We start from the raw sequence: 25,899 nt of genomic DNA on the forward strand, positions 1-25,899 counted from the left end.
AATACCGGGACCCGGTACGGGGGTTCCTCCTGCTCATGACAATCCAAGCAAGCAAGATGAGGAAGACTCCGGCGGCCCTCCTGGCCGCTTGCTCGCTGGGCCTGGGCCTGTGGGCCTGTGGCGGGAGTGGGGGAACTGATTCCGGCGGGCAGCCGGGCATGCCGGACGATGCTCCGCGCCTCAATGCACCCACGGCCGCTTCCAGGCCGGGCGAGCCCGCGCCCATTGGTGCGCAGCCCGTGGCGAACACGCCCGTGGCGGACCTGCCCTCGCACGAGGGGCACTCGCCCATCGCCCAGCCATCGCCGCAGCCGGCCCTCGCCGAGCCCCCGGCGGTCCCCTCCGCGCCGCGCTTCACCCGGGAGTGGGTGGTGAGCGCCTCCGGGAACGATTCGGGTGACGGGAGCGCGGCCCAGCCGTTCCGCTCCATCGCCAAGGCCATCTCCGTGGCCGGGCCGGGCGAGGCCATCCGCGTGCTCGCGGGCACCTACGCCGAGCGCGTCGTCCTCGGTGACAACGCCAAGGCCGGCTCCGAGGGCGCGCCCATCACCCTGCAGGGCGAGGGCAAGCCCCGCATCGTCCCGGGCTCCGGCTCCGGCGCGCTCGTTCAGGTGCGGCGGCCGTACTGGATCATCGATGGCTTCGAGCTGGACGCGCAGCGTCAGCCCGTCTACGCGGTGACCTTCCAGGGGAACGTGAAGGGCTCGACGGTGGCCAACTCGGAGCTGCACCACGGCACGCTCGGCGCGGCCATCACCACGTATGACAGCGCGACGGGCGCGGTCATCGAGAACAACCACATCCACGACTTCGTGAAGAATTCGGGCAACCAGGACTCGCACGGGGTGGTGGTGCAGCCGACGTCGCGCGACATCACGGTGCGCAACAACGACATCCACGACAACTCGGGTGACTCGGTGCAGTGCCTGGGGCCCGAGGGCTTCAGCTCGCTGCCGCCCGCGGATGGGCTGCTCATCGAGAACAACCACTTCTACGCCAATCGCGAGAACGCGGTGGACATCAAGACGTGCCACAACGTCACCATCCGCCGCAACAAGATGCACGGCTTCAAGCCGAGCTCCACGGCGAAGGGTGACGCGGTGGTGGTGCACTACTCGGCGCGGGACGTGGTCATCGAGGACAACGAGGTCTACGACTCGGGCAAGGGCATCTCGGTGGGAGGCAACCACGAGGGGCCGGTGCCGAGCGGCGTGGTGGTGCGGCGCAACCGCCTCCACGACATCACGAAGCAGGGCGGGGGCGAGGGGACGGCCATCCGGCTGGAGAACTCGGAGGGCACGGTGCTGGTGAACAACACGGTGACGCGCGCGGACACGGCGCTCATCCTCGGCCACGGCACGGGCGGCCCCACGAGCAACCTCCAGGTGGAGAACAACCTCATCGCGGAGTCGGGCGTGGCGGTGAGCCTGGGCGGCCAGCGGCCGGGCTTGAAGATGGGGCACAACCTCTTCCCGGCGGGTGCGCAGTTCCAGGCCAACGGCCAGGCGGTGGACCTGGTGGGCTTCCAGCAGGCCGCGGGGGACAGCACGTCCACCACGGGCAACGCGGGCGCGGCGCCGCCGGCCTTCGGACCGGACTCGGTGGCCGTGGACCGGGGCACCAACGTGGGCCTGCCCTTCTGCGGTGGGGCTCCGGACATCGGCGCGGTGGAGACCGGCTGCTAGTCCCTTTCAGGAAAGTGAGCGGAGATATCCCCTCTCCCCACGGGAGCTGATCATTAGCCACATCTGGCCTGCCCCTCATTTCTCCCTCGGAGAATCCCCTTGGAAGGAGCAAGCAACCAAGCATCTTCCAGAGGGGCGCTCCGAGGGGGAGCTGGAGATGTGACTAATGATCAGCCACGGGAGAGGGACAGGGTGAGGGTATCCGAGCCCGTTCTTCAGCCCGTGGCCAACAGTGTGGGCAGGGGGTTCAACCCGGGTTCACCCGACACCCTCACCCCGTCCCTCTCCCGGAGGGCGAGGGGAAATGGGCGCGGTCAGCGCATGGGACGCTCGGACGCTCCTGAGAAGGCCCGGTGTGGATATCGCTCCGCACCGGGCTTTTTCCTTTCTCACGCTCGCGCCAGGGCGTAGCCCATGTACAGCTCGCTCACGTCCTTCGTCACCCCCATGTTGAGCCGTTGACCGGCCTCGGCGTAGCTCACCGTTCCCTTCTGTACGCCGCGCAGTGTCCGGAGCAGCCGGAACGGAGACACTCGCGGCTTCAGACCCACGACCTCCCGGTCGTCGAGCGCGTGCCGTTTCAGCACCGTCCGCAGCTCGCCCGGTTTGATGAACATGTTCCAGTCATGCAGTCCCCGGGGCTGTACCCGGGTGAGTGGCCACTCCTGCAGGACCTTGATTTCGATGAGCCGGCTCCGCCAGGTCCGGTTGATGGTGTCGAAGAAGTAGATGCCACCCGGCTTGAGCACCCGGGAGGTCTCGGCGATCACCCGATCCAGGTCGTGCACGTGCTCGAGCACGTCACAGCAGTAGACGATGTCGAAGGTACCGCCCTCGTAGGGGATCGATTCGCCACTGCCCACGCGGTAGTCGATATCGAGCCCGGTGGCACGTGCATGTGCGCGGGCCGCGTCGATCGACGCCGGGGACGGATCGATGCCACTGACACGGCAGCCGAGCCGCGTGAATTCCTCTGCGAGGTAGCCGCCTCCGCAGCCGATGTCCAGGGCTCGCAAACCCTGGGGCTTCATCCCGAGCCGCTCCAGCATCACCTGCCGGAAATAGCCGAAGCGTGCGTCATTCAGCCCCGTGCGGATGAGGGTCAGGGCTCCATCCTGCTCCCACCACGTGTGGGCCAGGCGATTGTAGAGGTCATTGTCAACGGGCATGGGTCTCTCCTTCGCAGAGGGAAAACGCAGTGGATGGATGTGACGGGCGCTCGAGCAGTTCGATGACGGCACACGTCCAGGTGAAGCCCGCGCCGACGCCCATCAGCAGGCAGCGCTCCCCTGGCTCGAGCGCGTTCGTTTCCACCAGGTGGCCGAACCCGGCGATCTGATCTCCCGCGCCGAGGTGGCCCACGCGGCGTCCCCAGGACCAGGTGGTCGCCGACTCCGGGATGCGGAGCGCCGCGAGGTATTCGCGCTCGAACAGGATGCGGCCCACGTGGGGAACGACGAAGCGGGAGATGTCCTCGAGCTTCGTCCGCGCTTCGCGCAGGGCGCGTGTAACAGCCCCGGTCAGCCCCGCCCGGAATCGCCGCAGCATGTCTTCCAGGCCCACGGCTTTCAGGTACTCGCGCTTGCGCTGGTGGACATCGATGGGGCCGGGCGCGTGTGCGAAGGGGGCCTTGCCCCGGTGCAGTCCTTCCAGGCTCGGGTCCGATACCGTGGCGACACTGAGCACTCGCGCGAAGCCCTTCCTCCTGCTGAGGAGCATCGCCGTGGCGCCATCGGCCAGGACCATGCCGGTATCGCACTTCCAGCGGTCGAGCAGCGGAGGACTGAACTTGTCGGCCGTGGTGATCAGGGCCGCAGAGTTCCGTGGCATGGTGGAGAGGTAGGTCGCGGCGAGCTCCAGGCTGGCCATGCCTCCGTTGGAGGCTCCTTTCACCTCCAGCGCCAGTGCGGAATGCTCGCCCAGCGTGGCGTGGTGGATGTACGACGCCGTCGAATAGAGATCGATGCCCTGGAAGTAGATGCTGGCATGCAGGAGCAGCTCGAGCTCTTCCGGGTCCAGGCCGGAGCGGGCCAGCGCACCGCGAGCGGCGTGGACCGCCATGTCGGGTGGGGACTCGTTGCCCGCCACGAGGATCGACTCGAATCGGGTTTCCTCTGCCTCCCGGGCGTCATAGCGGCCATCCGCGACGGCCTCACGAACACTGACGGGGCGGGGCAGGAATGCGCCGAGGCCCGCGATGAAGAGTTGTTCGACTCTCACGAGCCCCTCCCCAGTAGTGGCTGGGCTCCGTCTCGAACGGCATGCGTCTGGACGTGTCTGGGATTCACGGTGCCTCTCCTGCTCGGGGACGTTGGGATGAATGCCGGTCTCTCCCGGGCCCGCCTGCTCGTGGGGCGCCCGGGGTTGCGAGACTCGTCCTGAGAGAGGAGGGGGGGATTTGGATGTGACGCCGGGCGTTCCTCGCGGGACGCTCACCAGCCGGGCCGCCTGATGCCAGGCTCCCTTGCCCGCATGGTGCGAGGTACTAACGTGGTAGTACCTCCATCATCCAGGGGACCTCCTGTCATGGCGACATCGCTCAAGCTTTCACCGCAGCTCAAGAGCCGGGTCGAGGCAGCGGCGAAAGGGGCGGGCAAGAGCCCTCACGCCTTCATGGTCGAGGCCATCGAGCAGCAGGTAGCCCAGGCGGAGCGCAGATGGCGCTTCGTCGAAGAGGCCCTGGCCGCGGAGAAAGAGACCCTCGAGACGGGCGAGGGCTTCAACGCGGACGAGGTGCACGAGGCCATGGCGGCTCGGGCGCGGGGTGGCAGGAGCCGGCGCCTCAAGGCCACGCCATGGCGCGAGTGATGCGGTTCGTCTACCTGGGGTACTGAGCGGTGCCGCGGCGCTGGCGGGCGGCCCGGGACTCATAGAGCCGGTGGAGCAGATCGTAGAGGACGAGCTCCTGGGCCCGCGCGGCCGTGCGCAGCATGCGGTTGACGTGCATGTGTACGTGGCTCTCGGCGAGCTGCTCCACGCCCTGGAGCAGCTTCCCCTCCGCCTCCCGGGCTCGCAGCTCGCCCACCCACGGCGCCGAGCGCTCCGAGCGTCTTCGCAGCACCTCCCGTGCCGGTGCGAGCGCATCCTCCACCGCGGAGCCAGGCACCAGCAGGGCCTCCAGCTCCTTGCGGTGCTCGCGGAACTTCTCGCCGAGCTGCCGCTCGAACGCCACGTCCACGCGGAACTCCCGGCCATAGCCCTCGCGCAGCCGGCCCATCACCCGGCGTTTCGCCTCCAGGTCCATTCCAAGGTCCCCGAGCAGTGCGTCGACGCCGAGCAGGCTCGTGCGCCAGCGTGCGTCCGCGTCGCTGGAGTACAGCTCCAGCAACTCCAGCACCGCCTCGCTGTCCACGTGGAAGAGGCGCTCGGCCAGCAACATGGCCTCGGGCCCTCCGTAGCGCTCCACCTCGCGCTCGTAGGTGTCGAGCTGCACGCGCCACACCAGCCCTTCGTGCTGCAAGGGCGCCAGTGCCTCATACAGTCTCCCGAGCACCTCTCCCCGTAGCCGGGTGGGGGGTCCGTGCAAGCGCATGCGCACATGCCAGTCCGGGTCCCCGTAGCGGATGAAGAACCCGTGATCCGCCGCGCCCGAGGCCAGCGCCTCCCTCATCAACGGTGCCACCGCCTCGAGCAGGACGCGGTCGGCCGTGGCCGTGCCCGTGTAGAGCTTCGCGTAGAGCCACTCGGAGCCGGGGGCGAACGAGCGGGGCAACGGCGCGGAGCGCACCAGGGGCGCGGCGGCAGCCGGACGCTCCGTGCGCACGAAGGGCACCACCACCTCGTTGACGAAGGAGCCCTCGGGACCCCGCACGCAGCGGGCCTCGGCGGGAAGCTCGACGAGCTCCACGTGCTCGCGCCCCTTCACCAGGTGGACGAACGTCTCCACGCTCAGCACGTTGTCGAGGTCCACTGGCAGCACGTTGTCCGAATCCGTCACCCCCACGAAGCGCGGCAGCCCCAGTTCGTCGCGCAGCCGCTGCACCGCCTGGAAGCGCTCGCCGCCGTGCACCTCGCCCAGTGCCGCGAGTGACGCCGCCGGCAGCCGCCACCGGGCGAGCTGGAGGATGAGCCGTCCGGTGACGACGCGGGGCAGGAACGGGCTCGTCTCCAGGGCGCCCCACCTCCACTTCATGCCCGACGCCGAGCCCTGCTGCTGGAGCGTGGCCAGGAAGCGGTAGAGCCGCAGGTGGGCCTGGACGAAGTTGTGCGCGTTCGTCAGCCGTGGCAGCACCTCGCGCCCCAGGCTCGCCGAGCGCAGGACGATGCGGCGCCCCTGGATGCTGACGCGCAGGTCGGTGATGGGAATCCGCCGCTCCGGCTCCGCGCCCGAGCGCCCCAGGAAGACGATCTCATGCCCGCGCAGCACGGGCCGGCTCAGGATGTTGCCCACCCGTCCCTCGGGCTGGTGGACGAGCTCCGCGTGGAGGACTTCCGGGCGCAGCGCCTCCTCGGCACGCAGGTGCGCCTCCACGTGCCGGTGGAGCTCCGGGTCCGCATGGCAGAAGCGGCCCAGCAGTTTCGCGCCGGACGGCCCCACCACCGCTTCGACGAGCACCTGGAAGTCCCCGGTGCCGAGGGCTTCCTCCGAGGGCGCCAGCAGCGTCGCCATGACGGCGAAGGCATCCGGCAGGGGCGGCGCGTCCCGGGTCTCCAGGGCCTTCAGATCGTTTTCGTCCAGCACCAGCTCCCGCGCGCCCGTGCGCAGCGTTTCCACCAGCCGGCGCTGCAGGTACTGCTGCCGGACACCCCAGGCGACGCGCTCCTCGGGGGCCATGGCGGGGAACACGAGTCCCTCCAGCAGGGGCGAGGCCTCCGCGGCGGGCACGTCCTCCTGCTCGAAGCCGATTCCCGCTTCCTCGTCGAGCACCTCGACGAGGGGGACCTCCCGCTCGCCGTACCGCTGTTGGAAGGCCTCCCGGAAGGTGCGCAGGTTGAGCGGCTCCTGGGCGGGGTGGAGGCGATGCAGCAGCCGGACGGCGCGGGTGAGCTCCTCCACCGGCCCCGGGCCCAGCTTCAGCTCCGCGGCGGGCTTCACCATGTCCACCTGGAACATGCGCGACAGCTCCACCGGGGCGGGCAGGGTCTCCAACCCCCGGGCGAGGGCCCGGTATCGCTCGGGATCCACGCCGGGCGGGAGCTGCTTCAACTCCTCGAGGACCTGGCGGGCCTCCTCCAGCCGCTGGTGGACTCCGGCGGCCGCGGGGAAGGGCCGCAGCCGCGCGAGCAGATCATGGATGGGCTCGGGGCCCGTCACCGCGGGCGTCAGCTCCGGGACGAGCAGCTGACTGGAGATCAGCTCTCCGACATAGGCCTCGGCGTCCTCCAGCGGCACGTCCGGGTCCGCGTCCGCGAGCGCCTGGGCCAGCGTGCGCGGGCTCGCGCCGGAACGGGCCCGGGTCAGCGTGGCCTCCAGGTAGTCCGTGGGCTCCACCGCGACGAGGTGGTACGTGCGCGTCCGGCCCTGGAGGCGGGACTCGGCGTAGCGGAGCCGGCCCCCCGCCCGGTAGAGGCTGGAGTTGGGATGGTAGAGGAGCTCCTCGCGCAGCCCGGGGAGGGCGGCCAGCCGCTCCGCCAGCGTGCAGACATAGTCCATGTCCAGCCGCGCGTGCCGCTGGTACCGCTCGCGCCCGGCCAGCGCGAGCCGGGTGGCCGCGTCCAGGTGTCCCACGGAGCAGCCCGCGAAGAGGCCGAACGGGGTGGCGCGTCCGGCGAGGCGGGACCAGTAGCGCACGAGGGCGCGCTCGACCTTCTGTCCCCGCTCGCTCTCGGGCGCCTTCCTCCAGCTGCCGTGACTCTCATCGAGCGACGGTGAGGCGAGGAAGAGGGCCTCGCGAACCTCGGGGCGGGCGAGCGCGGCCTGGAGCCGTTCGCGGAGCAGGGCCCGGTCCGCGGCGAGTGCCGCTTCCAGCCGGGCCAGGTCCCCCTGCCGTGCGGCCTCGCGGGCCGAGAGCCCCTCGCTCCACGCGAGCAGCTCGTCGAAGGGCAACAGGGGCGTGCGGAGGGCGAAGAAGCCCGAGGGAACGAAGCCGTTGGGCGTGGGCGCGGTCATGGCGTGGAGGAGGGCGAGGGCGGAAGGGACATGAGGAACATCCGATCCCACGCGGGCTCCACCGGCGAGGCCGCGGCCAGCAGTGCCAGCGCGACACCGGTGGCCCCCGTGAGGAGCGCCGGGGAGGCGAGCCACTCCCGCGAGAGGTCGGGCAGCACCTCATGGGAGAGGAATCCACCCAGCCCCTCGCCCGGGCGGTGGAAGGAGAGGGTGTTGCGGAACCAGGCACGCGCGGCCCGCGCGAAGCGCTCCTCGCCGGTGGCGCGGAAGAGCCGGTGATGGAGGTGGGCCAGCCCGGCGGCGCCATGACACAGGCCCGCGTCCTGTACCTGCGCGCCGTCCGTCGAGCGCTCCGCCACCTCGCGGCAAAGCGCCAGGGCCTCCTGCTCCCAGCCAGGCTCCTTCACGGCCCGCGCCACCTGCAACAGGGTGAGCGCCATGCCTGGATCGCCGTAGCACCACGCCGGGCGGTTGGGCCAGGTCTGATGGTTGGCGCCGAGCCACGAGGGAAAACGCGAGGCGCTGGCGGCCGGCTGGCGCTGTGCCATCAACCCGCTCCAGCCTCCCCGGAGCAGCTCGAGCGCCTGGGACGCCGCGGTGCCCGTGGCGGCGGCTCCCGCCAGCACCCAGAGCACTCCTGGCACACCGTGGGCCACGCCCAGGTTGCACGCCCCCTCGGGGAACTGCCCGCGCATGGATGCCGGCAGCAGGGGCGGTGGTGTCCACCAGCGCAGGCCTCCCTCGGAGGGCTGGGCGAGCTCCGCGAGCCGGGCGACGATCTGCTCCAGGCAGTCCCGCGCACCCGGACGGGGAAGCCGCTCCAGCGCGTAGACGCCCAGCCCCACCAGTCCGCTCACGAGATCATAGTGGTACTCCCAGGGCTGGGTCCGCAGCAGTCCGGCGAGGGCCTCGTCGATCTCCGTGAGAGGATCCTCCTCCGCGACGGCCGTGCCCCGCAGGTGCTCGACGGCCCAGGCGATGCCGGAGAAGCCCTGGTAGAGATCGGGCGGCAGCGGCTGCGTGGCCACCGCCTCCGAGGCCGAGTCGAGCAGTTGCTCCACGCACTCCAGGTGCCGGGCTTGCGCACTTTCTCGTGCGAGGTAGGAGAACAGCAGCGCCATTCCGGCCTGCCCCGAGGAGAGGGTGGGGTTGGGAGCCGCGAGGCGCTCGGGCCGCGAGAGCTCCTCCGCGATACCGGCGGCGAGACGCAGGGCCGTCTCGCGCTCCGCTCCTTCGAGCAGGGAACTCCATCTCATGGGCTGGGGCATACGGGTTATCCCTATGTAGCCAATGCGTAGCCAATGCGCTGCGCCTACGGATTATTCCTTGTACCCAATTCTGACCTATCTGTCCCCCGTGACGGTTTTACGGCAATTCTAAACCCAGGTGGCACGCTTCGGATTTTCGCCCAATGACTAGCAAAGAGAGCTTGAAATCGGGAATCCAGGACTGTTAGGTTCTACACGCCGTCCCCGAGGACGGTTGAGTCCTCACACGATGTCGAGGAGCAGGCCATGAACGAGCAGAAGAAGCAGCCGAAGAAGCTGAGCCTGAACAAGGAGACCCTCCGCAACATCACCGCGCAGGGCCAGCAGATGAAGGCCCCGTATACCAGCCCGCGCTGCTCGGACTACTCCTGTCCGTCCGACGATTGCGCGTAATCCATCACGCGTACGTCGCATCGTGAAACAGGCCTGGCGGCTCCTCGGGAAGATCCTGGAGCTGTCAGGCCGTTTGTCTTTGCGGGCCCGCGGGAAGATTCTCAAACTTCACTTCCAATTCCAGATGTTTGCTGTATACGGCGGCGCGCCGGAACGACCGGGGACCCGGGGATGGCCGCGTTCCGGCTTCTATCCATTGGAGATGTGGTTTGATGTCTTCTTTCAAGAAGCAGTGCTTGGGTTTGCTGGCGGTTTCTGGGGTGGTGGGTTTCTCCGCGTGTGGCGTCAGCGAGATGGAGCCCGAGCAGCCGAAGTCCAGCGAGGCGCAGCCCGCGCTGGGCCAGACGCAGCAGGCGCTCTGGGTCGATCTCTACAATGACCTGGGCGCGCCCGTGGCGACCGGCAGCACCTACAACGCCGCCGACGAGTTCTCTCCTCCCGCGAGCTGCACGGACTCCTCGGGGGGTCCGGACGTGTCCTTCAAGTGGACCGTGCCGCTCACGGGCAGCTACACCATCTCGACCGGGGCGCAGCTCGACAGCGTCCTGCACATCTACACGTTCAGCACCACCGGACTGGGGACGATCAAGGGGTGCAACGATGAGGCTCCGGGACAGGTCCTCGTCTCGTCGCTCACCCTGAACCTGACCGCGGGGGAGGTGCTCCGCATCGTCGTCGACAGCTATACGCCGCCGACGTCGAGGAATGGCTCGTTCGCGCTGAACATCACGCCCAACTTCGAGCCGTGCCCCACTCCGCCGGGTGGCTGCTACCTGTCGGTGGGCACCTGGACGCGGAATGGCTGTGTCTACAACCTGGCGCCCACCGGTACGGCCTGCGATGACGGGAACGCCTGTACGGTGAATGACGTCTGCTCGAGCACCGGTGCCTGTGGCGGTTCTCCGAAGGTGTGCAACACGCCTCCGGGCCAGTGCTACTCCTCGGCGGGCACCTGCTCCAATGGCTCCTGCAACTACGTGCCCGCGGAGGAGGGGACGCTTTGCAGTGACGGCCGCGGCTGCACCCGGGGCGACTCCTGCAACGGTTTCGGTGGCTGCTCGAGCGGAGAGGACAGCTGCGCCGGCGCCTACTATTGCGCCGCGTCGGGTAGCTGCCAGCCCCTCCCGTAAGGCATGGCAGTGCGGCTCCAATGGACGCACATCATTGGAGCCGCCATTGGAGTCCGGCGACAACAACCTGAGCATCGTCCCCACCCGGTGTGGCGCTCTCCGCACCGGGTTTTTTCATCCGGGCCTACGCCGCCTGCTCGGGTTTGCGGTACCGCGACACCCCGAGGCAATCCGGCTTCGTGGCGTTGGGGCGCCGCAGCCACGTCGTCACCCGGCGGCCGTCCGGTTCCTCCTCAATGGAGAACTCGACGTCGCAGGGCTCCAGCGGCACGGGCGCGCACACCGAGCCGGTGAGCGTGTCCGCGCCCAGCTCGAATCGCAGGGCGATGGGGAAGGGGAGCGTGTTGTGGAAGCGCAGATCCTTGTAGCCATAGGCCACCGTGGCATCCGCCCCCAGGGGCGCGAAGCGGGTCTGCTCCGTGTAGATGTCCACCGAGTGCGCGTGCCGCTCCGTCACCCACAGGCCACCGCGCAGGGCCAGCAGGTACGTCAACCCCGAGAGCTGGCACAGCCCCCCTCCGATGCTCACCTCGAGCCGCCCTCGCACGAGGTTGCGGCCGGGCACGAAGCCCCGGCGTTTCGTGGGCTGCCCCACCAGGTGCCAGAACGAGAAGAGTTCCTCCGGCCCCACGCGCGTGTCCTGCAACTCGCGGATGGCCAGGGCGAGGTTGTGCTTCTTGCTCTCCACGTGCGCGGACTGGCCGAGCGGCTGCGTGACGCTCACGTACGCCGGCCACCCCCGTGCCTCGGCGCGGGAGTGCTCCGAGCCGGTGGCCATCCTCCTCCTCGCCCCCGAGCGCAGATCGCGCAGCGCACGCCGGGCGGCGGCCACCCGCACCCGGACGGGCACCGGGACGAGCGGGCGGAGGAGCTCAGTCCACCTTCTCAAGCCTCACCAGGTAGTACGAGGCGAGGTGCTTCAGCGGCGTGCGCCCGAGCACCACCTCCGCGGCCATGAAGGCCGGACGGGCCGCGTGCGGCAGGCGGTGGACGGGCGCCAGCGCGAGGCCTCGCGAGCTGGCGAGGCGCCAGTGGCCTCCCCCCAGCATCTTCAGGTCCCACGTCATCAACTCCGTGCCCGCGTGCCATCCCGTGGTCTGGTGGCGCACGAGCCGGCGGCGCAGCGCATTGGGAAAGTCGAACACCAGCACCCCTCCCCGGCGCAGCACCCGCCGGCACTCGGCCATCACCCGGCGGATGTCTCCCAGGTGCAGGTGCATGAAGAGGTGCAGGGCGAAGACGCTGTCGTAGCTGCCGTCGGCGGCGGGGATGCTCCAGGCCGGGGCGTGGTGGATGCGCCTGCCCGGCCAGCGCTCCCGGGCGCGCTCCACCATCTTCTCGCTGAGATCCAACCCCTCGCTGGCCAGGTCCAGGAAGCGGCCCGTTCCACAGGCGAGGTCGAGCACCCGTGGGCCCCGGAGCCACTCGCGCAGGGCCCGGCGCTCCAGCCCGTCCAGGTAGGCCCCGTACGAGGTGCCGAAGCGTTTCGTGTCGTACGTCGGCGCGAGGGCGTCGTAGTAGGCGATGACCTCGCGGGTCTCCGCGGACAGCTCTTCCGCGGAGGCCGGGGCCTGACCACTGACTTCGGAAGGGTCCGAGCTCATCGGGACAGGCCTCTGGGAAACAGGAGTCAGGGCACCTGGTTCTCGGGCGGCTTCCAGTTCGCGAAGAAGCGCGCCTTGAAGCGGGTGCAGTAGCGGACCAGGTTCTCCTGGGACAGGGTGTACTGCTTGAACTCCGTGTCCACCGGGTTGGCGATGATGCTCACCAGGAACGAGTAGACCACCGCGTCGAAGGACGTGGGGGATTCCCCGAGCAGGAAGGTCTTGCTGCCCATGATCGTCGCCAGCGCGGAGATGTCCTGCTTGGCCAGCGCCTGGACCTCCTCCATGTTGTGACGGCCCGTTCCCTGGTCATGGAGGATCCCCAGCATCTTCTGGCGCAGCGCCGTCAGGGGCACGGGGCCACCGGTGACCCTGGGCACCATCGTCTCCACGATGGGGATGTAGGCCCGCCAGCCCGCCTCATCCACCCAGCGCATGTAGACGATGTACCAGTAGGTGCACTCCTCCAGCATGCGCCGGATGGTGTGGCCGACCGCCATCTGCTCCGGCGTCAGGTGCGCATCGAGCGTGTCCCCGTGCTTGCGCTTGAGGTACTCGATGATGAACTGGGAGTCGCCCATGAGCTGCTCGTCGATCTCGACGTAGGGCGCCTTGCCCTTGGGCGCCTTGAGCAGCTCGGCCATCTTCACCTGGTAGGGCAGGCCCACCATCCGGAAGTACGCCTCCAGTTTGAAGCAGAAGGGGCTCAGGTTGGGTGTGCCCCAAGCCATGGGGGTCTGATAGAGGGTGATCATCGGTGTTGTCTCATCCAGTTGCCGAATGCTGCTGTGGTTCTTCCGTGCGTCCTGATTCTACCGGCTTGACGCGGACCTGGACTCCACTGAACGCGGCGTTGCCACTGAGGACATCCAACGCCTGGTCGTCGGTCAGGTCATTGATGCTCACGCCCGCATGCTCCCCGGCTACCCGGAGCCGCACGCCCTCTCGCCCGTGTCCGTAGCCGTGCGGCAGGCTCACCACGCCCGGCATCACCTCGTCCGTCACGCTCACCGGAGCCTTCACCTCGCCGACGCGTGAGGATACCACCGCTTGCTCGCCTTCCCGTAGACCCAGTCGCCGGGCATCCTCGGGGTGTACCATCAGCGTACATCTCGGCTTGCCTTTGACGAGCTGCGGCACGTTGTGCATCCAGGAGTTGTTGTCCCGCAGGTGCCGCCGGCCGATGAGCAGCAGGGAGCCGTCCCCGGGGGCACCCGCACCCTCGGGGAAGCTCCGGCGCAGGCGCTCGAGGTCCGCCACCAGCGGCTCGGGGGCGAGCTGGATACGGCGGTCGCGGGTGGCCAGCCGCTTCGGGAGGCTCGGCGCGAGGGGCCCCAGGTCCACGCCGTGGGGTTGGGCCTTGAGGCTCGCCAGGTTCAGGCCCTTGCGGAACGGCCGGAGCTTCATGCCGTACGGGCCCGCGCGCAGTCCCAGGTCCAGCAGGCCATCCGGGCCGAGTGCCTTGAGCGTCCGGTACGTCAGCTCGCCGCGCATGCGGGGCTCGCCGCGCAGGGTCTCCAGCCGGTGCTTCAGCTCCAGGAAGAGCTGCCAGTCATGGCGCGTGTCCGGGCCCGGCTCGAAGAGGGGCGGGGAGTACTTGGCGGTGTTGCGCACCGCCAGGACGTGGAAGGCCAGGTCATAGTGGCTGCGCTCCAGCTTGGAGCTGGGCGGCAGGATGATGTGCGCGTGCCGCGTCGTCTCGTTGATGTACGGGTCGATGCACACCATGAAGTCGAGCGACGCGAAAGCCGTGTCGAGCTGCCGCCCGTTGGGCGTGGACATGACGGGGTTGCCCGCCGAGGTGACCATGGCGCGGATGCGTCCGGGGCCCTCGGTGAGGACCTCCTCGCCGAGCGCGGCCACCGGCAGCTCGCCCGCGAACTCGGGCAGCCCGCGCACCCGGCTCCGCCAGCGGCCGTAGCTGCCGCGGCTCATGGTCATGGCCTTGGGGCCTCCCACGATGTCGAAGGCGGGGCGCGTGAAGAGGGCTCCACCGGGGCGATCCAGGTTGCCCGTCACGATGTTGATGAGGTTGATGAGCCACTGGCACATCGCGCCGAAGGCCTGCGTGGAGACGCCCACGCGGCCGTAGCAGACGGCGGCTTCCGAGGCGGACAGCTCGCGGGCGATCCTCCGGGTGGTCTCCGCGGGCACGCCGGTGTGGGGCGCGGCGCGCTCGGGGGTGAAGCCGCGCGCCAGCTCGCGCACGGTGGCCAGTCCGTCCACGAGCTCCGCGAGCTTCCCCAGCTTCGGGCCCGTCTCCTCCAGCAGGACGTGCAGGAGCGCGAAGAGGAAGAGCGCGTCGGTGCCGGGGCGGATGAAGACGTGCTCGTCCGCGGCCTGGGCCGTCTCCGTCTTCCGGGGATCCACCACCACCACTCGGCCCCCGCGCTGCTGGATGGCCTTGAGCCGGTGGCGCACGCCCGGAGCGCTCATCAGGCTGCCGTTGGAGGCGAGCGGATTGGCCCCGAGGATGAGCATGTAGCGCGTGTGGTCGATGTCCGGGATGGGGATGAGGAACTGGTGCCCGAACATCAGGTACGCGGTGAGCTGGTGGGGGAGCTGATCCACCGAGGACGCGGAGAACTTGTTCCGCGTGCGCAGCGCCCGCAGGAGGAACGGCAGGAAGATCAGCGAGCCGTGGTCGTGCACGGTGGGGTTGCCCACGTACACGCCCACCGCGTCCTTGCCGTGCTCGCGCTGGATGGCGTGCAGCCGCCGCGCCGTCTCGTCCAGCGCCTCCTCCCAGGAGATGGGCTGCCAGCCGGTGGCCGTGCGCCGGACGGGCTGCCGGAGCCGGTCCGGATCCTCGTGGAGATCCTGGAGCGCCACGGCCTTGGGACAGATGTGGCCCTGGCTGAACGGATCCTCGTCGTCACCCCGGATGGAGGTGACGCGGCCCTCGGAGGTCTCGATGCGCAGGCCGCACATGGCCTCGCAGAGGTTGCAGGTACGGAAGTGCGTCATCGTGTGCTCCGTCGGCGGGTGGCGAGGGCCAGCAGCGACAGCAGCCCCATCCACCCGGCCGCGCCCATGCTACCCGGAGCGGCGGAACAGCCACTGGACTTCTCGATGCGCACGTTGAAGGTGCACGTGGCCGAGTTGCCCGCGTCGTCCCCGGCCGTCACCTCCACGGGAGTGTTACCGACCTGGAACACGCTGCCGCTGGCCGGGGAGTAGGTGATGGTGGGCGAGGCCGTCACCCGGTCCGTGGCGGAGGGCTGGGGCAACTGCACCGACACCGGTCCCTTGGCGATGTTCACGTCCTGCGGGCAGCTGATCAGCGGCGGCAGGGAGTCCACCACCACGACGGAGAAGCCGCACGTGGCCACGTTGCCCGAGGCGTCACGGGCCTGGACCTGGACGGGCGTCTCTCCGACCGGGAAGGTGCTCCCGGAGGCGTGGCTGAAGGAGAGCTCCACGGTGGAGGAGACGGTGTCCACCACGTTGTTCACGGTGAACTCCGCGGGAGCACCCGAGGGGCCGAGGGCCTCGGTCCGCAGGGTGGCCGGGCACCGGAGCGAGGGCGCCTGGGTGTCGCGGACGGACACCTGGAAGGTGCAGCTCGAGGTGTTGCCGGCACCATCCTTCGCGGTGGCCGTGACGGACGTATTGCCGACCGGGAAGCGGCCGCCGTTGTCATGGCTGTAGGAGAGGGTCGGGCGGGAGAGCTCTCCGTCCGAGGCCTCGGCGGGCGGCCAGGTGACGTTGGCGCCGGTGGCGTTCTCGGCCTCGACGATCTGGTCCGCCGGGCACGACACCACCGCGGCCGTCGTGTCCTGCACACGCACGGTGAAGGTGCACTGCTTGCTGTTGTTCTGCGTGTCGGTGGCCGTCACCGTCACCGTCGTGTTGCCCTGGGGGAAGAGGGTGCCGGACGCGTGGCTGACGGAGATGGCCGGGGCGCGGGTGACGGCGTCGGTGGCCTGCGGTGCGGCGTAGGTGACGATCGAACCGCCCGAGGTGGTGGCCTCCACCGTGGCGTTCGCGGGGCACACGGGCTCCGGAGGCGTGGTGTCGTGCACCGTCACGGTGAAGGAGCACGTGTCCACGAGGCCCGCGGTGTCGCGCGCGGTGACGTGCACCACGGTGTCACCGAGCGGGAACAGACTTCCCGGCACATGGCTGTAGGAGAGGGCGGGCGGGAGCCCGGTGTCATCGCTGGCCGTCACCTCGAAGTCGACCCGCGCGCCCAGGAACTGCTGGGCCTCGGCGGGCAGGACCACCGGGCAGGTGACGTCCGGGGGCGCGCTGTCGGTGAGCAGCGACACGGGCATCAGCCACGGCTCGCGGCCGCGCCGCCCATCGTTCGCGCTGAAGGCGATGGAGTCCCCGGTGGGGTTGCTGATGCGGGTGAAGCCCGCGGGGTTGGAGCCGAGCTGCCAGGGGGCGATGTCGTGCAGCACGAAGGTGCCCGCCTCGGTGCCGTCCGTGCGCCACAGCTCGGTGCCGCTCACGCCATCATTGGCGGCGAAGAGGAGCAGGTTCTCGGCGGGGAGCGCGAAGAGCGACTCGGCGAGCACGCCGCTGCCCGCACCCGGGAGGATGTCCTTGACGCGGACGGGGACGGGCTCGGACGCGGTGGTGTCGAGCTTCCACAACTCACGGCCGGAGGTGTTGTCGTCCGCGGTGAAGAAGAGCGTCTTGCCGAGCACCGTGAGGGCGCCGGGATGGGAGCCCCCGCTCGCCGGCGAGAGGTCCCTGACGAGGACGGTGCCACCCTCCGTGCCATCGGTGCGCCACAGCTCGGGGCCGGAGCCATCGTTGGCGGTGAAGTAGAGGGTGCCGTCGATCGCAGCGAAGGCGGAGGGCCCGGAGTCGAGCAGGCCCGGGGCGATGTCCTTCACCCGGGAGGTGTTCGCCGGGGTGCCGTCCGTCTTCCACAGCTCGATGCCCGTGGTGGCCTCGTTGGCCACGAAGTAGAGGGTGCTGCCCACCACTCCGGCGATGTTCATCACGGCGCTCATGTCCAGGCTGTCGCGGACGTCCGCCACCAGCGAGGTGTTCACCGGGGTGCCATCCGTCTTCCACAGCTCGCGGCCGCCAGTCGCATTCCGGGCGATGAAGTAGAGCGCGTCACCCATGGGCGTGAAGCGCGAGGGGCGCGAGGACGGGCCGCTCCCCGGGGCGATGTCCTTCACCAGGGTGGTGCCCGCCTCCGTGCCGTCGCTCTTCCACAGCTCGATGCCGTTCGCGGAGTCCTGGCCGGCGAAGTAGAGGAAGCCACCGTGCGCGACGATCTCCATGGGGGTGCCAGCCGCGGTGGTGAGCCGGACGGCGCTGGTCACCCGGGCCGTGCCCGCGGCGGTTCCATTCGTCTTCCAGAGCTGGAAGCCCTCCGCGAGCGAGGGCATGGCCGCGAAGTAGAGGGCTCCATTCAGCGGCGTCAGGGCGCTCAGGCCCGACTCCAGGATGACCCCGGCCTGGTCCTCGGGGATGATGTCCGCGAGCGGCAGCGTGCCCGCCACCGTGCCATTCGTCCGCCACAGCCGGGCCGCCGCCTCCTGCTCGAAGGTGGTGAAGTACAGCGCGCCCTCCCAGGCGGCGAAGGGCACGGGGTTCGAGCCCTGGGTGGGCGTCAGCTCGGTTCCCACGGGGACGGTGGTGGCCGCGTCGCCCTTCGACTTCCACAGCGTGGGGAGCGGCGGGTTCTCGTCGGAGAGGCCCGTGCCCGGCGCGGTCGCCACGAAGTACACCGTGTCTCCGAGGACGGTGAGCGCCTTGGGGGCCGGATCCGCGAGGCGGTCTCCCGAGAAGACGTTGGTGCCGATGCGCCGCGAGCCCGAGGGTGTGCCGTCGCTCGTCCACAGCTCATGGCCCACGCCCGGCTCGTACCCGGTGAAGTAGAGCGTGCTCCCCTGGGCCGTCATCAGCAGGGGGCCCTTGCCGCCCGCGGCCTTGAAGTCCACCAGCTTCGTGGTGCCCGCAGCCGTGCCATCCGTCGCGTAGAGGGCGCTCTCGGTGATGCTCTCGTCCTTCAGCTCTCTCAGCATGAAGAAGAGCCGCGAGCTGGCGGCCACGAGCGAGTCGGGCTTCTCCACGGAGTTGTTGCCGGGGATGAGCTCCAGGACGCGCTGCGTGCCCGCCTCGGTGCCATCCGTCTTCCACAGCTCACGCCCCGTCGTGCCGTCCGTGGCGACGAAGTACACCGCGCCCTCGAAGGCCGTGAACTGCACGGGGCTGGAGCCCGCCGCGCCCGGGAGGATGTCCTTGACGCGCACGGTGCCCGCCTCGGTGCCGTCGGTCTTCCACGGCTCGGTGCCCGCCGTGCTCTCGGTGCCCGCGAAGTAGAGCGCCCGGCCGGAGCGGACGAGCCCGCGTCCCGAAGTGGGGGCGGGGACGGTCAGGCCCGTGCCGACCCGGACGGTGCCCGCCGGGGTGCCATCGGTGCGCCACAGCTGCCGGGCGCCCCCCGGATCCTTGACCAGGAAGTAGAGCTTCCCTCCGAGCTCGGTGAACGACTGGGGCTCGCTGCCGCCCGTGCCCAGGGAGATGTCCCGGACGAGCTGCGTGCCCTCCGGGGTGCCATCCGTGCGCCACAGCTCGGTGCCGTACGTGCCGTCATTGGCGCTGAAGAAGATCCACCCATTGAGTTCGGCGAACTCCGTGGGCCTCGAGCTGTCCGGGCCGGGGAAGATGTCCTTGAGCAGGAGGGTCCCCGCGGTGGTGCCGTCCGTGCGCCACAGTTCCACGCCATGCGTGTCGTCCGCGGCGGTGAACCAGGTGAGCCCCCGCGAGTGGAAGAGCTGGGAGGGCGTCGAGCCGGTGTTGCCCGGGACGATGTCGGCCACCAGGGCGGGGCCCGAGGCATCGAGCCTCCACAGCTCGGGCCCGGTGCTGTCCTCGTTGGCCGTGAAGAGGAGCGTCGTCCCCGCGGCGACGGGGGACCCGGGGTAGCGCACCAGCGCGCGCTCGGCCTTCACGCCCACGTCCACCACGGAGGCGGGACCTTCACCCAGGGCACGGCGGGTGGCCTTCGGCGCCTGCCGGGCGGGTTCCTCGGGAGTGGGGGACGTGCAGGCCCCCCCCAGCGCCAGGACGCACAAGGCCGCCAGGATCGTGTTCGTTCTCACCATGCTGTTCCTCGAAGACTCCCCCGCCGGCCCCCTGGGGCCCGGCCATGTCGGATCGGCGGCATTCAACCATATCCAGACCCGGCGGAAGGCCCTCCGACCACCTCCCGCAGGGCAGGGGGGCGGGGGCTTCTGGCTCCCGTGACGATCTCTTTCAGATGCAGGAGGGGGTCCATGGAGATAAGAGGCGGCTCCATGCTCACCCTGCGTGGTGCCCCCGCCCTCTCCGAGTTCCGTCTGGCCAAGCTGCTCGCTCGCTGCCGTGAGCTGGAGCCCGCCGTGGCCTCCGTCTACGCGGAGTTCGTGCACTTCGTCGACCTCGCGGCCGCTCTCTCCGAGTCCGAGCGGACCTTGATGGACAGGCTGCTGGAGTACGGCCCCCGGCTGGCCCGTAGTGAGCGGCGCGGCAGCCTGCAGCTCGTCATCCCGCGTCCCGGCACCATCTCGCCCTGGTCCTCGAAGGCCACGGACATCTTCCAGAACACCGGCCTGCGCTCCGTGCGGCGCATCGAGCGGGGTATCGCCTGGTGGGTCGCTGACCAGGCCGGCAAGGCCCTGGACCCCGATCAGCTCGCCCGCCTCCAGCCGGCGCTGCACGACCGGATGACGCAGGCGGTGGTGGGGCGCGAGGAGGACGCCGCCATCCTCTTCGCCGGACACACGCCCCGGCCGCTCACCACCGTGGACGTGGTGGGCGGAGGCCGGGCCGCGCTCGTCACGGCCAACCGCGAGCTGGGCCTGGCACTGGCCGAGGACGAGATCGACTACCTGGTGGCGCGTTTCACGGAGCTGAAGCGCAACCCCACCGACGTCGAACTGATGATGTTCGCGCAGGCCAACAGCGAGCACTGCCGGCACAAGATCTTCAACGCCTCGTGGACCATCGATGGAAAGCAGCAGGAGCGTTCGCTCTTCCAGTCCATCAAGAACACCTACGCGGCGCACAAGGAAGGCGTGCTGTCGGCGTACAAGGACAACGCGGCGGTGATGGAGGGCTTCGAGGTGGATCGCCTCTTCCCGGAGGTATCCACGGGCGAGTACCGCTTCCACCGCGAGCCCGCGCACATCCTGATGAAGGTGGAGACGCACAACCATCCCACCGCCATCTCGCCGCACCCGGGTGCCTCGACGGGCTCGGGCGGAGAGATTCGCGACGAGGGTGCCACGGGCCGGGGCGCGAAGCCCAAGGCGGGCCTGACCGGCTTCTCCGTGTCCAACCTGCGCATCCCCGGCTTCGAGCAGCCCTGGGAGCAGCCCTACGGCAAGCCGGAGCGCATCGTCTCCGCGCTCGACATCATGATTGAAGGCCCGCTGGGTGGAGCCGCCTTCAACAACGAGTTCGGCCGGCCCAACCTGTGCGGCTACTTCCGCAGCTTCGAGCAGCAGGTGCCCACGCCCGAGGGCGTCGAGGTGCGCGGCTACCACAAGCCCATCATGATCGCCGGTGGCCTGGGCAACATCCGGGACCAGCACGTGCAGAAGGGCACGCTGAAGCCGGGGGACAAGATCGTCGTGCTGGGTGGCCCGGCGATGCTGATCGGCCTGGGTGGCGGCGCGGCGTCCTCGATGACACAGGGCTCGAGCGCGGCGGACCTGGATTTCGCCTCGGTGCAGCGCGACAACCCGGAGATGGAGCGGCGTTGCCAGGAGGTCATCGACCGCTGCTGGGCGCAGGGCGAGACGAACCCCATCCGCTCGATCCACGACGTGGGCGCGGGCGGCCTGTCCAACGCGGTGCCGGAGCTCATCCATGACAACAACCTGGGTGGCCGCTTCGAGCTGCGCGAGGTGCCCAATGCCGAGCCCGGCATGGCGCCAGTGGAGATCTGGTGCAACGAGGCGCAGGAGCGCTACGTGCTGGCCATCGCGCCGGAGGATCTGTCGCGCTTCGCGGCCCTGTGCGAGCGCGAGCGGGCGCCCTTCGCGGTGCTGGGCGAGGCCACGGAGGAGCAGGAGCTGAAGCTGACGGACCGGCAGTTCGGCAACGCGCCCATCGACATTCCGATGGACGTGCTGTTCGGCAAGCCGCCGCGCATGCACCGGGACGTGAAGTCGCGGCCGCTGACGCACGCCGAGCTGAAGCTGGACGCGCCGGTGAAGGAGATGCTGGGGCGGGTGCTGGGGCACCCGACGGTGGCGGACAAGGGCTTCCTGATCACCATTGGTGACCGGACGGTGTCGGGCCTGACGGCGAGGGACCAGATGGTGGGCCCGTGGCAGGTGCCGGTGGCGGACTGCGCGGTGACGCTGTCGGCGCACGCGGGCTACACGGGCGAGGCCATGTCCATTGGCGAGCGCACGCCGGTGGCGCTCATCGACGCGGCCGCCTCGGCGCGCATGGCGGTGGCTGAGTCCGTGATGAACATCGCCGCGGCGCGGATCGGGCGGTTGGGGGACGTGAAGCTGTCGGCCAACTGGATGGCGGCGGCCGGCAGCCCGGGCGAGGACGCCAACCTCTATGACGCGGTGAAGACTGTGGGCATGGAGCTGTGCCCGGCGCTGGGCCTCACCATTCCGGTGGGCAAGGACTCCATGTCCATGCGCACGGTGTGGGAGGAGCAGGGGACGCGCAAGGCGGTGACGGCGCCGCTGTCGCTCATCGTGTCCGCGTTCGCGCCGGTGCTCGACGTGCGCAAGTCGCTCACGCCGCAGTTGCGCGAGCCGGGAGCGGACTCGCGGCTGGTGTTCGTGGACCTGGCGGGCGGCAAGCAGCGGCTGGGTGGCTCGGTGCTGGCGCAGGCGTACTCGCAGGTGGGCCCGCGCTGCCCGGACGTGGAGAGCCCCGAGGCGCTCAAGGGCTTCTTCACCGCGATCCAGTCACTCAACGAGGCGGGCCTGGTGCAGGCCTACCATGACCGCTCCGACGGTGGCCTGCTGACCACGCTGGTGGAGATGGCCTTCGCGGGGCACTGTGGCTTCGACGTGGACGTGGCCGCGCTGGGCCCGGATGCGGTGGCGGCGCTCTTCAACGAGGAGCTGGGCGCGGTGTTGCAGGTGAAGGCCGTGGACCTCCAGCGCGTGCGCGACGTGCTGACGCGGAATGGGCTGGGCGCGCACTGCCACGAGCTGGGCCGGCCGAGCGCGGCGCTGACGGTGCGGGTGCGGCAGGGCACGAAGGTCCTCCTGGAGGAGGACACGGTGGCGCTGCGCAAGGTGTGGTCTCGCGTGAGCTACGAGATGCAGAAGCTGCGCGACAATCCGCGCTGCGCGGAGGAGGAGTACGCCGCCAAGTGCGAGCCGGGCGACCCCGGCCTGTCGGCGCGGCTCACGTTCGACCCGAAGGAGGACGTGGCGGCGCCGTACATCTCGAAAGGCGCGAAGCCCCGGGTGGTCATCCTTCGCGAGCAGGGGGTGAACAGCCAGTTCGAGATGGCGCGGGCGTTTATGCGCGCGGGCTTCAGCGCGGTGGACGTGCACATGAGCGACATCCTCTCCGGGCGGGTATCGCTGAAGGACTTCACGGGCGTGGCGGCGTGCGGAGGCTTCTCGTACGGCGATGTGCTGGGCGCGGGTGGCGGCTGGGCGCGCTCCATCCTGTTCAACACGCGGGCGCGGGATGAGTTCGCGGCGTTCTTCGCACGCTCGGGCACGTTCGCGCTGGGCATCTGCAACGGCTGCCAGATGATGTCGCAGCTGCGCGAGCTGATTCCGGGCGCGGAGCACTTCCCGCACTTCGTGCGCAACGTGTCGGAGCAGTTCGAGGCGCGGCTGGTGCAGGTGGAGGTGGCGGAGAGCCCGTCGCTGTTCTTCAAGGGCATGGCGGGGAGCCGCATCCCCATCGCGTCATCGCACGGCGAGGGCAGGGCGGAGTTCGCGAGCGCCGAGGAGGCGGCGAGGGTGAACGGGCTGGGGATGGTGCCTGTGCGTTTCGTGGACAACCACGGGCGGGTGACGGAGACGTACCCGGCGAACCCAAATGGCTCGCCGCACGGAATCGCGGGCCTGACGTCGAGGGACGGACGGGTCACCATCATGATGCCGCACCCGGAGCGGGTGAGCCGGAGCGTGCAGTACTCGTGGTGCCCGCAGGAGTGGGGCGAGGACGGTCCCTGGATGCGGATGTTCCGCAACGCCCGCGCGGCGCTGGGCTGACTCGACGTTCAGCACGGCCCCACGATTGACGGCATGGCGAAGCTCCGCCGATCCTGTTCGGCGGAGGATCAAGGTCTGCCGCAAGGGCCCAGGCTCGAGCTGCGGCTCTACCCCGTCCCGGACATCGTCTCGGGCCTCATGGCCTGGCCGATGGAGCGCCTGGCGGACTACTTCGGGCGCGAGAAGCATGAGCGCCTCCGGGCTCTGAAGCGCACGTGGGATCCAGAGAACGTCTTCCACCGGAACAAGAACATCGAGCCGTAGGCCGGTTCGTCTCCCCCAGGCCTGGGCCTCGCACTCTGGAGGATGCTCGGTGGGCGGCCGAGGGCCAGGGGGACAGCGGGAGAGGTGCTATGAATCACCTCCATGCGCGTTGCCTGGATTCCGCGGCTCCTCGTCGTGCTGGGTCTGCTCGGAGGGGGTCTGCTCTGGCTGGTCCCCCGTTTCGAGATATTAATGAATGGGACCAGTCCCTGGACTCCACCCGAGCCGGCCGTGGCCGGGCTCCCCGCCGATACCACCCAAGCACTCCAGGCCCTCGCGGTCCATGGCTCCGTCCCCGAGTGTCAGGCACACGCGAAGGAGGAGGGGGAAGACGACGCCGAGGAACATGTGCACCGTCACATCATCGTTCCCGTGGAACCCCTTGCGCGGTTGGAGGGACAGGCGGAGAAGATCCGGTCCTACCTGGGGCACCCCTCGGAACCCGTCGTCTACCGCGCGGCCTCGCTCCTGTGCTTCATCCAGGACCGGCCGTCGAGACGTGCCCTGGAGTGGCTCGAGAGCCGCTACCCCCGCCGTCCCTGGGTCAGGCAGATCATGGCGGGGGCCGGCCTTGTTTCCGACGAGGTGTTGAGGTCTCGTCGGGCAGTCGGCTATCAGGCGGAATATCCCAAGGCGGGCCATGAGGCGCTGTCCTCGCTGCCCAACGGCAGCAGCCCCTCGCCCGAGGCGCTTGCCCTGGCACGGCGCATCTCGGAGGGCGACGCCAGCGCCGTCCGCCAGGCGCTCCAGTTCACCCAGGCGATGGAACTGGCGCGGCGACCGGACGGTGGCCACGCCCTGAGACAGGTCTCGACTCCCCGGGGACTCGCCCTCGTCTATCAGGCGATCCTGGAGCGCTGGGAGGCGGAGGTGCTCTCGTATTCTACGGTCTCGCCCCATCAGCAGCGGGAGTGGAAGGAAGGTCCCCTGGAGGGGATGGGCCTGGAGATCCTGATGTCGGTGAGGGGGCGCACGGGGAAGGCGCGGGAGGCGGTGCTCGTGGAGACAGTCGGGCTGATGCCCGAGTCCCTGAGGGAGCCCATGTACGCCGCGATCAAGCAGGACACCTCCCTCTTCAGGGAGATCGCACGCTTCGCCCGCTCGCCGGAGGGACAAGAGGTGACCGAAGTCACGGCTCGCGCCTTCATGGAGCGGCTCGAGCAGGAGGACACCCGCGAGCAGGCCCAGAAGCGCGAGGCCATGTCCGAGCCCATCATCGCGCTCTTCCGGGCGGGAGACGTGGCGGCACTGAAGCAGGTGGCCGCCTTCGACATGAACAACCCGTTCCGCCCGCTCCAGCAATCGCTGGCGGCCAGTTATCTACTCGCGCTAGGGGAGCATGAAGAGTTCGCCCTGGGCACGCTCGAGGCCTCACATCTCACGCTGAGGATTCCCGAACGCAACATCATCCGCGGTGTGGTGAAGCTGGTGCTCGATGAGGCGAAGTCCGGAGCCACGAAGAAGCGCCTCCAGCGCATCTACGAGCGGTTGAGCAGGCACTGCCAGGGAGAGGACTGCTCTGTCGAGCGTCCGCGGTGAGTCTCGAATCCCCTTGGTTTGGGTGTGTGGTGCGCTGGCGCAGAGGCTGCCACAGCCGCTCAATCGGCTGTAGCTGGTATCCAGCCCAGACTCGGGGAGGGGCTCGACCCTGGCTGGCCTGCGGGGGCCCGGCCTATGCCTCCGCGAGCGCCCGGCGATGGATGGCCACCCAGAAGTCCGCTGCCTGGCGCGCGCCGTCCAGCAGGGGCTCGGGGCCGTGCGCACCGAGCGACTCGCAGAGCGCCTGGGCCCGCGCGCCGTGCTCCACGTCCACGTCCAGGTGCACGAGCAGGAAGCGCGCCCGCGTCCTGTCCAGGCCGAGCCGCCCCAACCCCTGGCGTGTGTCACCCCCGAGGTGCCGCGCCACGCCCTCCAGCACGTACAGCGCGCCGAGGAACGAGAGCTGGCGCTCCGCTGGGATGCCGCACAGCGAGAACACGCGGTGGCGCGCGGTGCCCTCCCACGCGTCCAGGTAGCCCGGCGGCGCGTTGTAGTGGAGCGTCTCGTAGACGAGCCGGGGCACGGGTCGCGCCGGGTCCACGGGCGTCTCCAGGTTGGCGAAGGCCACGTGCGCGTCCGCCATCAGCGCGCGCACGCCCGGGGAGAGGGCCTCGCGGAAGCCGCTGCGAATCCACATCACATCGCCCACGGCGCACAGGTTGAGCGCTGCGGGCGCGTCGGGCTTCCAGCTCCCGGAGGCGAGGTGCCGGGCGACGCGCGCGAAGTGCTCGGCGTCCTCGGTGCGGCTCGGGGACGTGGAGGAGGCTCTTGGCGATGTAGCGCAGGTTGAGGTCCCAGCGGG

At 69.8% G+C, this 25,899-nt stretch carries 17 protein-coding genes; 7 read left to right on the forward strand and 10 right to left on the reverse strand.

What is annotated here, in order from left to right; translation table 11 throughout:
* Window positions 1-56: 56 nt before the first annotated feature.
* Window positions 57-1,685 carry a nitrous oxide reductase family maturation protein NosD gene (locus BO221_RS50790; RefSeq protein ID WP_073568181.1) on the forward strand — a complete coding sequence of 543 codons (1,629 nt, stop codon included), beginning with the start codon at window positions 57-59 and terminating at the stop codon, window positions 1,683-1,685.
* A 389-nt stretch (window positions 1,686-2,074) separates the two neighbouring features.
* On the opposite strand, the gene ubiG is transcribed toward BO221_RS50790, so the two are convergent.
* Both ubiG and BO221_RS50800 read right to left on the reverse strand, forming a co-directional pair.
* Window positions 2,075-2,854 carry a bifunctional 2-polyprenyl-6-hydroxyphenol methylase/3-demethylubiquinol 3-O-methyltransferase UbiG gene (gene ubiG / locus BO221_RS50795; RefSeq protein WP_073568182.1) on the reverse strand — a complete coding sequence of 260 codons (780 nt, stop codon included), beginning with the start codon at window positions 2,852-2,854 and terminating at the stop codon, window positions 2,075-2,077.
* Complete coding sequence (locus BO221_RS50800) at window positions 2,844-3,905, reverse strand: ketoacyl-ACP synthase III family protein (RefSeq protein WP_073568183.1); 1,062 nt, start codon at window positions 3,903-3,905, stop codon at window positions 2,844-2,846. The genes ubiG and BO221_RS50800 overlap by 11 nt, the downstream gene beginning before the upstream one ends.
* 306 nt (window positions 3,906-4,211) lie before the next feature.
* Here BO221_RS50800 and BO221_RS50805 point away from each other — a divergent pair, with 306 nt between their 5' ends.
* Window positions 4,212-4,493 (forward strand): CopG family ribbon-helix-helix protein, encoded by a 282-nt coding sequence (locus BO221_RS50805; protein WP_073568184.1) that lies wholly within the window; start codon window positions 4,212-4,214, stop codon window positions 4,491-4,493.
* Between the two features lie 10 nt (window positions 4,494-4,503).
* Here the strand turns inward: BO221_RS50805 and BO221_RS50810 are convergent, their stop codons facing one another.
* Together BO221_RS50810 and BO221_RS50815 are read right to left on the reverse strand one after the other, a co-directional pair.
* Window positions 4,504-7,785: a lantibiotic dehydratase gene (locus BO221_RS50810; protein WP_233166642.1), complete on the reverse strand. Its 3,282-nt coding sequence runs from the start codon at window positions 7,783-7,785 to the stop codon at window positions 4,504-4,506.
* On the reverse strand, window positions 7,731-8,990 hold the full coding sequence (locus BO221_RS50815; RefSeq protein WP_073568214.1) for a lanthionine synthetase C family protein: 1,260 nt from the start codon (window positions 8,988-8,990) through the stop codon (window positions 7,731-7,733). Before BO221_RS50815 ends, BO221_RS50810 begins: the two co-directional genes overlap by 55 nt.
* 258 nt (window positions 8,991-9,248) lie before the next feature.
* Between BO221_RS50815 and BO221_RS55270 the strand changes: the two genes are divergently transcribed.
* Window positions 9,249-9,395: a hypothetical protein gene (locus BO221_RS55270; RefSeq protein WP_158080061.1), complete on the forward strand. Its 147-nt coding sequence runs from the start codon at window positions 9,249-9,251 to the stop codon at window positions 9,393-9,395.
* 212 nt (window positions 9,396-9,607) lie between these two features.
* Complete coding sequence (locus tag BO221_RS50820; RefSeq protein WP_073568185.1) at window positions 9,608-10,525, forward strand: hypothetical protein; 918 nt, start codon at window positions 9,608-9,610, stop codon at window positions 10,523-10,525.
* A gap of 124 nt (window positions 10,526-10,649) precedes the next feature.
* Here the strand turns inward: BO221_RS50820 and BO221_RS50825 are convergent, their stop codons facing one another.
* Genes BO221_RS50825 through BO221_RS50845 form a run of 5 tightly spaced genes read right to left on the reverse strand, consistent with a single transcriptional unit; the run spans window position 10,650 to window position 19,205 of the window.
* Window positions 10,650-11,414: a VanW family protein gene (locus BO221_RS50825; protein WP_143196173.1), complete on the reverse strand. Its 765-nt coding sequence runs from the start codon at window positions 11,412-11,414 to the stop codon at window positions 10,650-10,652.
* Window positions 11,398-12,129: a class I SAM-dependent methyltransferase gene (locus BO221_RS50830; RefSeq protein WP_083682771.1), complete on the reverse strand. Its 732-nt coding sequence runs from the start codon at window positions 12,127-12,129 to the stop codon at window positions 11,398-11,400. The genes BO221_RS50825 and BO221_RS50830 overlap by 17 nt, the downstream gene beginning before the upstream one ends.
* Before the next feature lie 26 nt (window positions 12,130-12,155).
* Window positions 12,156-12,884, reverse strand: a complete 729-nt coding sequence (locus BO221_RS50835; protein ID WP_073568187.1) for a glutathione S-transferase family protein — start codon at window positions 12,882-12,884, stop codon at window positions 12,156-12,158.
* Window positions 12,885-12,894: 10 nt separating this feature from the next.
* The gene (locus BO221_RS50840; RefSeq protein WP_073568188.1) at window positions 12,895-15,096 is read right to left on the reverse strand and encodes a molybdopterin oxidoreductase family protein; all 2,202 of its coding nucleotides are present in this window, start codon (window positions 15,094-15,096) and stop codon (window positions 12,895-12,897) included.
* Window positions 15,093-19,205 (reverse strand): ELWxxDGT repeat protein, encoded by a 4,113-nt coding sequence (locus BO221_RS50845; protein ID WP_073568189.1) that lies wholly within the window; start codon window positions 19,203-19,205, stop codon window positions 15,093-15,095. Before BO221_RS50845 ends, BO221_RS50840 begins: the two co-directional genes overlap by 4 nt.
* Window positions 19,206-19,397: 192 nt before the next feature.
* Here BO221_RS50845 and purL point away from each other — a divergent pair, with 192 nt between their 5' ends.
* From purL to BO221_RS50860, 3 genes are all read left to right on the forward strand, one after another.
* Window positions 19,398-23,294, forward strand: coding sequence for a phosphoribosylformylglycinamidine synthase (gene purL, locus BO221_RS50850; protein WP_073568190.1), 3,897 nt, complete (start codon window positions 19,398-19,400; stop codon window positions 23,292-23,294).
* Between the two features lie 33 nt (window positions 23,295-23,327).
* Window positions 23,328-23,558, forward strand: a complete 231-nt coding sequence (locus BO221_RS50855; RefSeq protein WP_073568191.1) for a BBE domain-containing protein — start codon at window positions 23,328-23,330, stop codon at window positions 23,556-23,558.
* A 102-nt stretch (window positions 23,559-23,660) separates the two neighbouring features.
* Window positions 23,661-25,097 (forward strand): hypothetical protein, encoded by a 1,437-nt coding sequence (locus BO221_RS50860; RefSeq protein WP_143196174.1) that lies wholly within the window; start codon window positions 23,661-23,663, stop codon window positions 25,095-25,097.
* Window positions 25,098-25,230: 133 nt separating this feature from the next.
* On the opposite strand, the gene BO221_RS50865 is transcribed toward BO221_RS50860, so the two are convergent.
* Window positions 25,231-25,734, reverse strand: a complete 504-nt coding sequence (locus tag BO221_RS50865) for an iron-containing redox enzyme family protein (protein WP_143196175.1) — start codon at window positions 25,732-25,734, stop codon at window positions 25,231-25,233.
* Between the last annotated feature and the right edge of the window lie 165 nt (window positions 25,735-25,899).

The sequence above is a fragment of the Archangium sp. Cb G35 genome, from assembly GCF_001896145.1.
Classification (GTDB): Bacteria; Myxococcota; Myxococcia; order Myxococcales; family Myxococcaceae; genus Archangium; species Archangium violaceum.

What these genes read in the sequence shown, in the direction of transcription:
- BO221_RS50790 (WP_073568181.1), top strand. Translation starts at nt 57, where the DNA reads ATGAGGAAGACTCCGGCGGCCCTCCTGGCCGCTTGCTCGCTGGGCCTG.
- ubiG (WP_073568182.1), bottom strand. Translation starts at nt 2,854, where the DNA reads ATGCCCGTTGACAATGACCTCTACAATCGCCTGGCCCACACGTGGTGG.
- BO221_RS50805 (WP_073568184.1), top strand. Translation starts at nt 4,212, where the DNA reads ATGGCGACATCGCTCAAGCTTTCACCGCAGCTCAAGAGCCGGGTCGAG.
- BO221_RS50815 (WP_073568214.1), bottom strand. Translation starts at nt 8,990, where the DNA reads ATGAGATGGAGTTCCCTGCTCGAAGGAGCGGAGCGCGAGACGGCCCTG.
- BO221_RS55270 (WP_158080061.1), top strand. Translation starts at nt 9,249, where the DNA reads ATGAACGAGCAGAAGAAGCAGCCGAAGAAGCTGAGCCTGAACAAGGAG.
- BO221_RS50820 (WP_073568185.1), top strand. Translation starts at nt 9,608, where the DNA reads ATGTCTTCTTTCAAGAAGCAGTGCTTGGGTTTGCTGGCGGTTTCTGGG.
- BO221_RS50830 (WP_083682771.1), bottom strand. Translation starts at nt 12,129, where the DNA reads ATGAGCTCGGACCCTTCCGAAGTCAGTGGTCAGGCCCCGGCCTCCGCG.
- BO221_RS50835 (WP_073568187.1), bottom strand. Translation starts at nt 12,884, where the DNA reads ATGATCACCCTCTATCAGACCCCCATGGCTTGGGGCACACCCAACCTG.
- BO221_RS50840 (WP_073568188.1), bottom strand. Translation starts at nt 15,096, where the DNA reads ATGACGCACTTCCGTACCTGCAACCTCTGCGAGGCCATGTGCGGCCTG.
- BO221_RS50845 (WP_073568189.1), bottom strand. Translation starts at nt 19,205, where the DNA reads ATGGTGAGAACGAACACGATCCTGGCGGCCTTGTGCGTCCTGGCGCTG.
- purL (WP_073568190.1), top strand. Translation starts at nt 19,398, where the DNA reads ATGCTCACCCTGCGTGGTGCCCCCGCCCTCTCCGAGTTCCGTCTGGCC.
- BO221_RS50855 (WP_073568191.1), top strand. Translation starts at nt 23,328, where the DNA reads ATGGCGAAGCTCCGCCGATCCTGTTCGGCGGAGGATCAAGGTCTGCCG.
- BO221_RS50860 (WP_143196174.1), top strand. Translation starts at nt 23,661, where the DNA reads ATGCGCGTTGCCTGGATTCCGCGGCTCCTCGTCGTGCTGGGTCTGCTC.
- BO221_RS50865 (WP_143196175.1), bottom strand. Translation starts at nt 25,734, where the DNA reads ATGTGGATTCGCAGCGGCTTCCGCGAGGCCCTCTCCCCGGGCGTGCGC.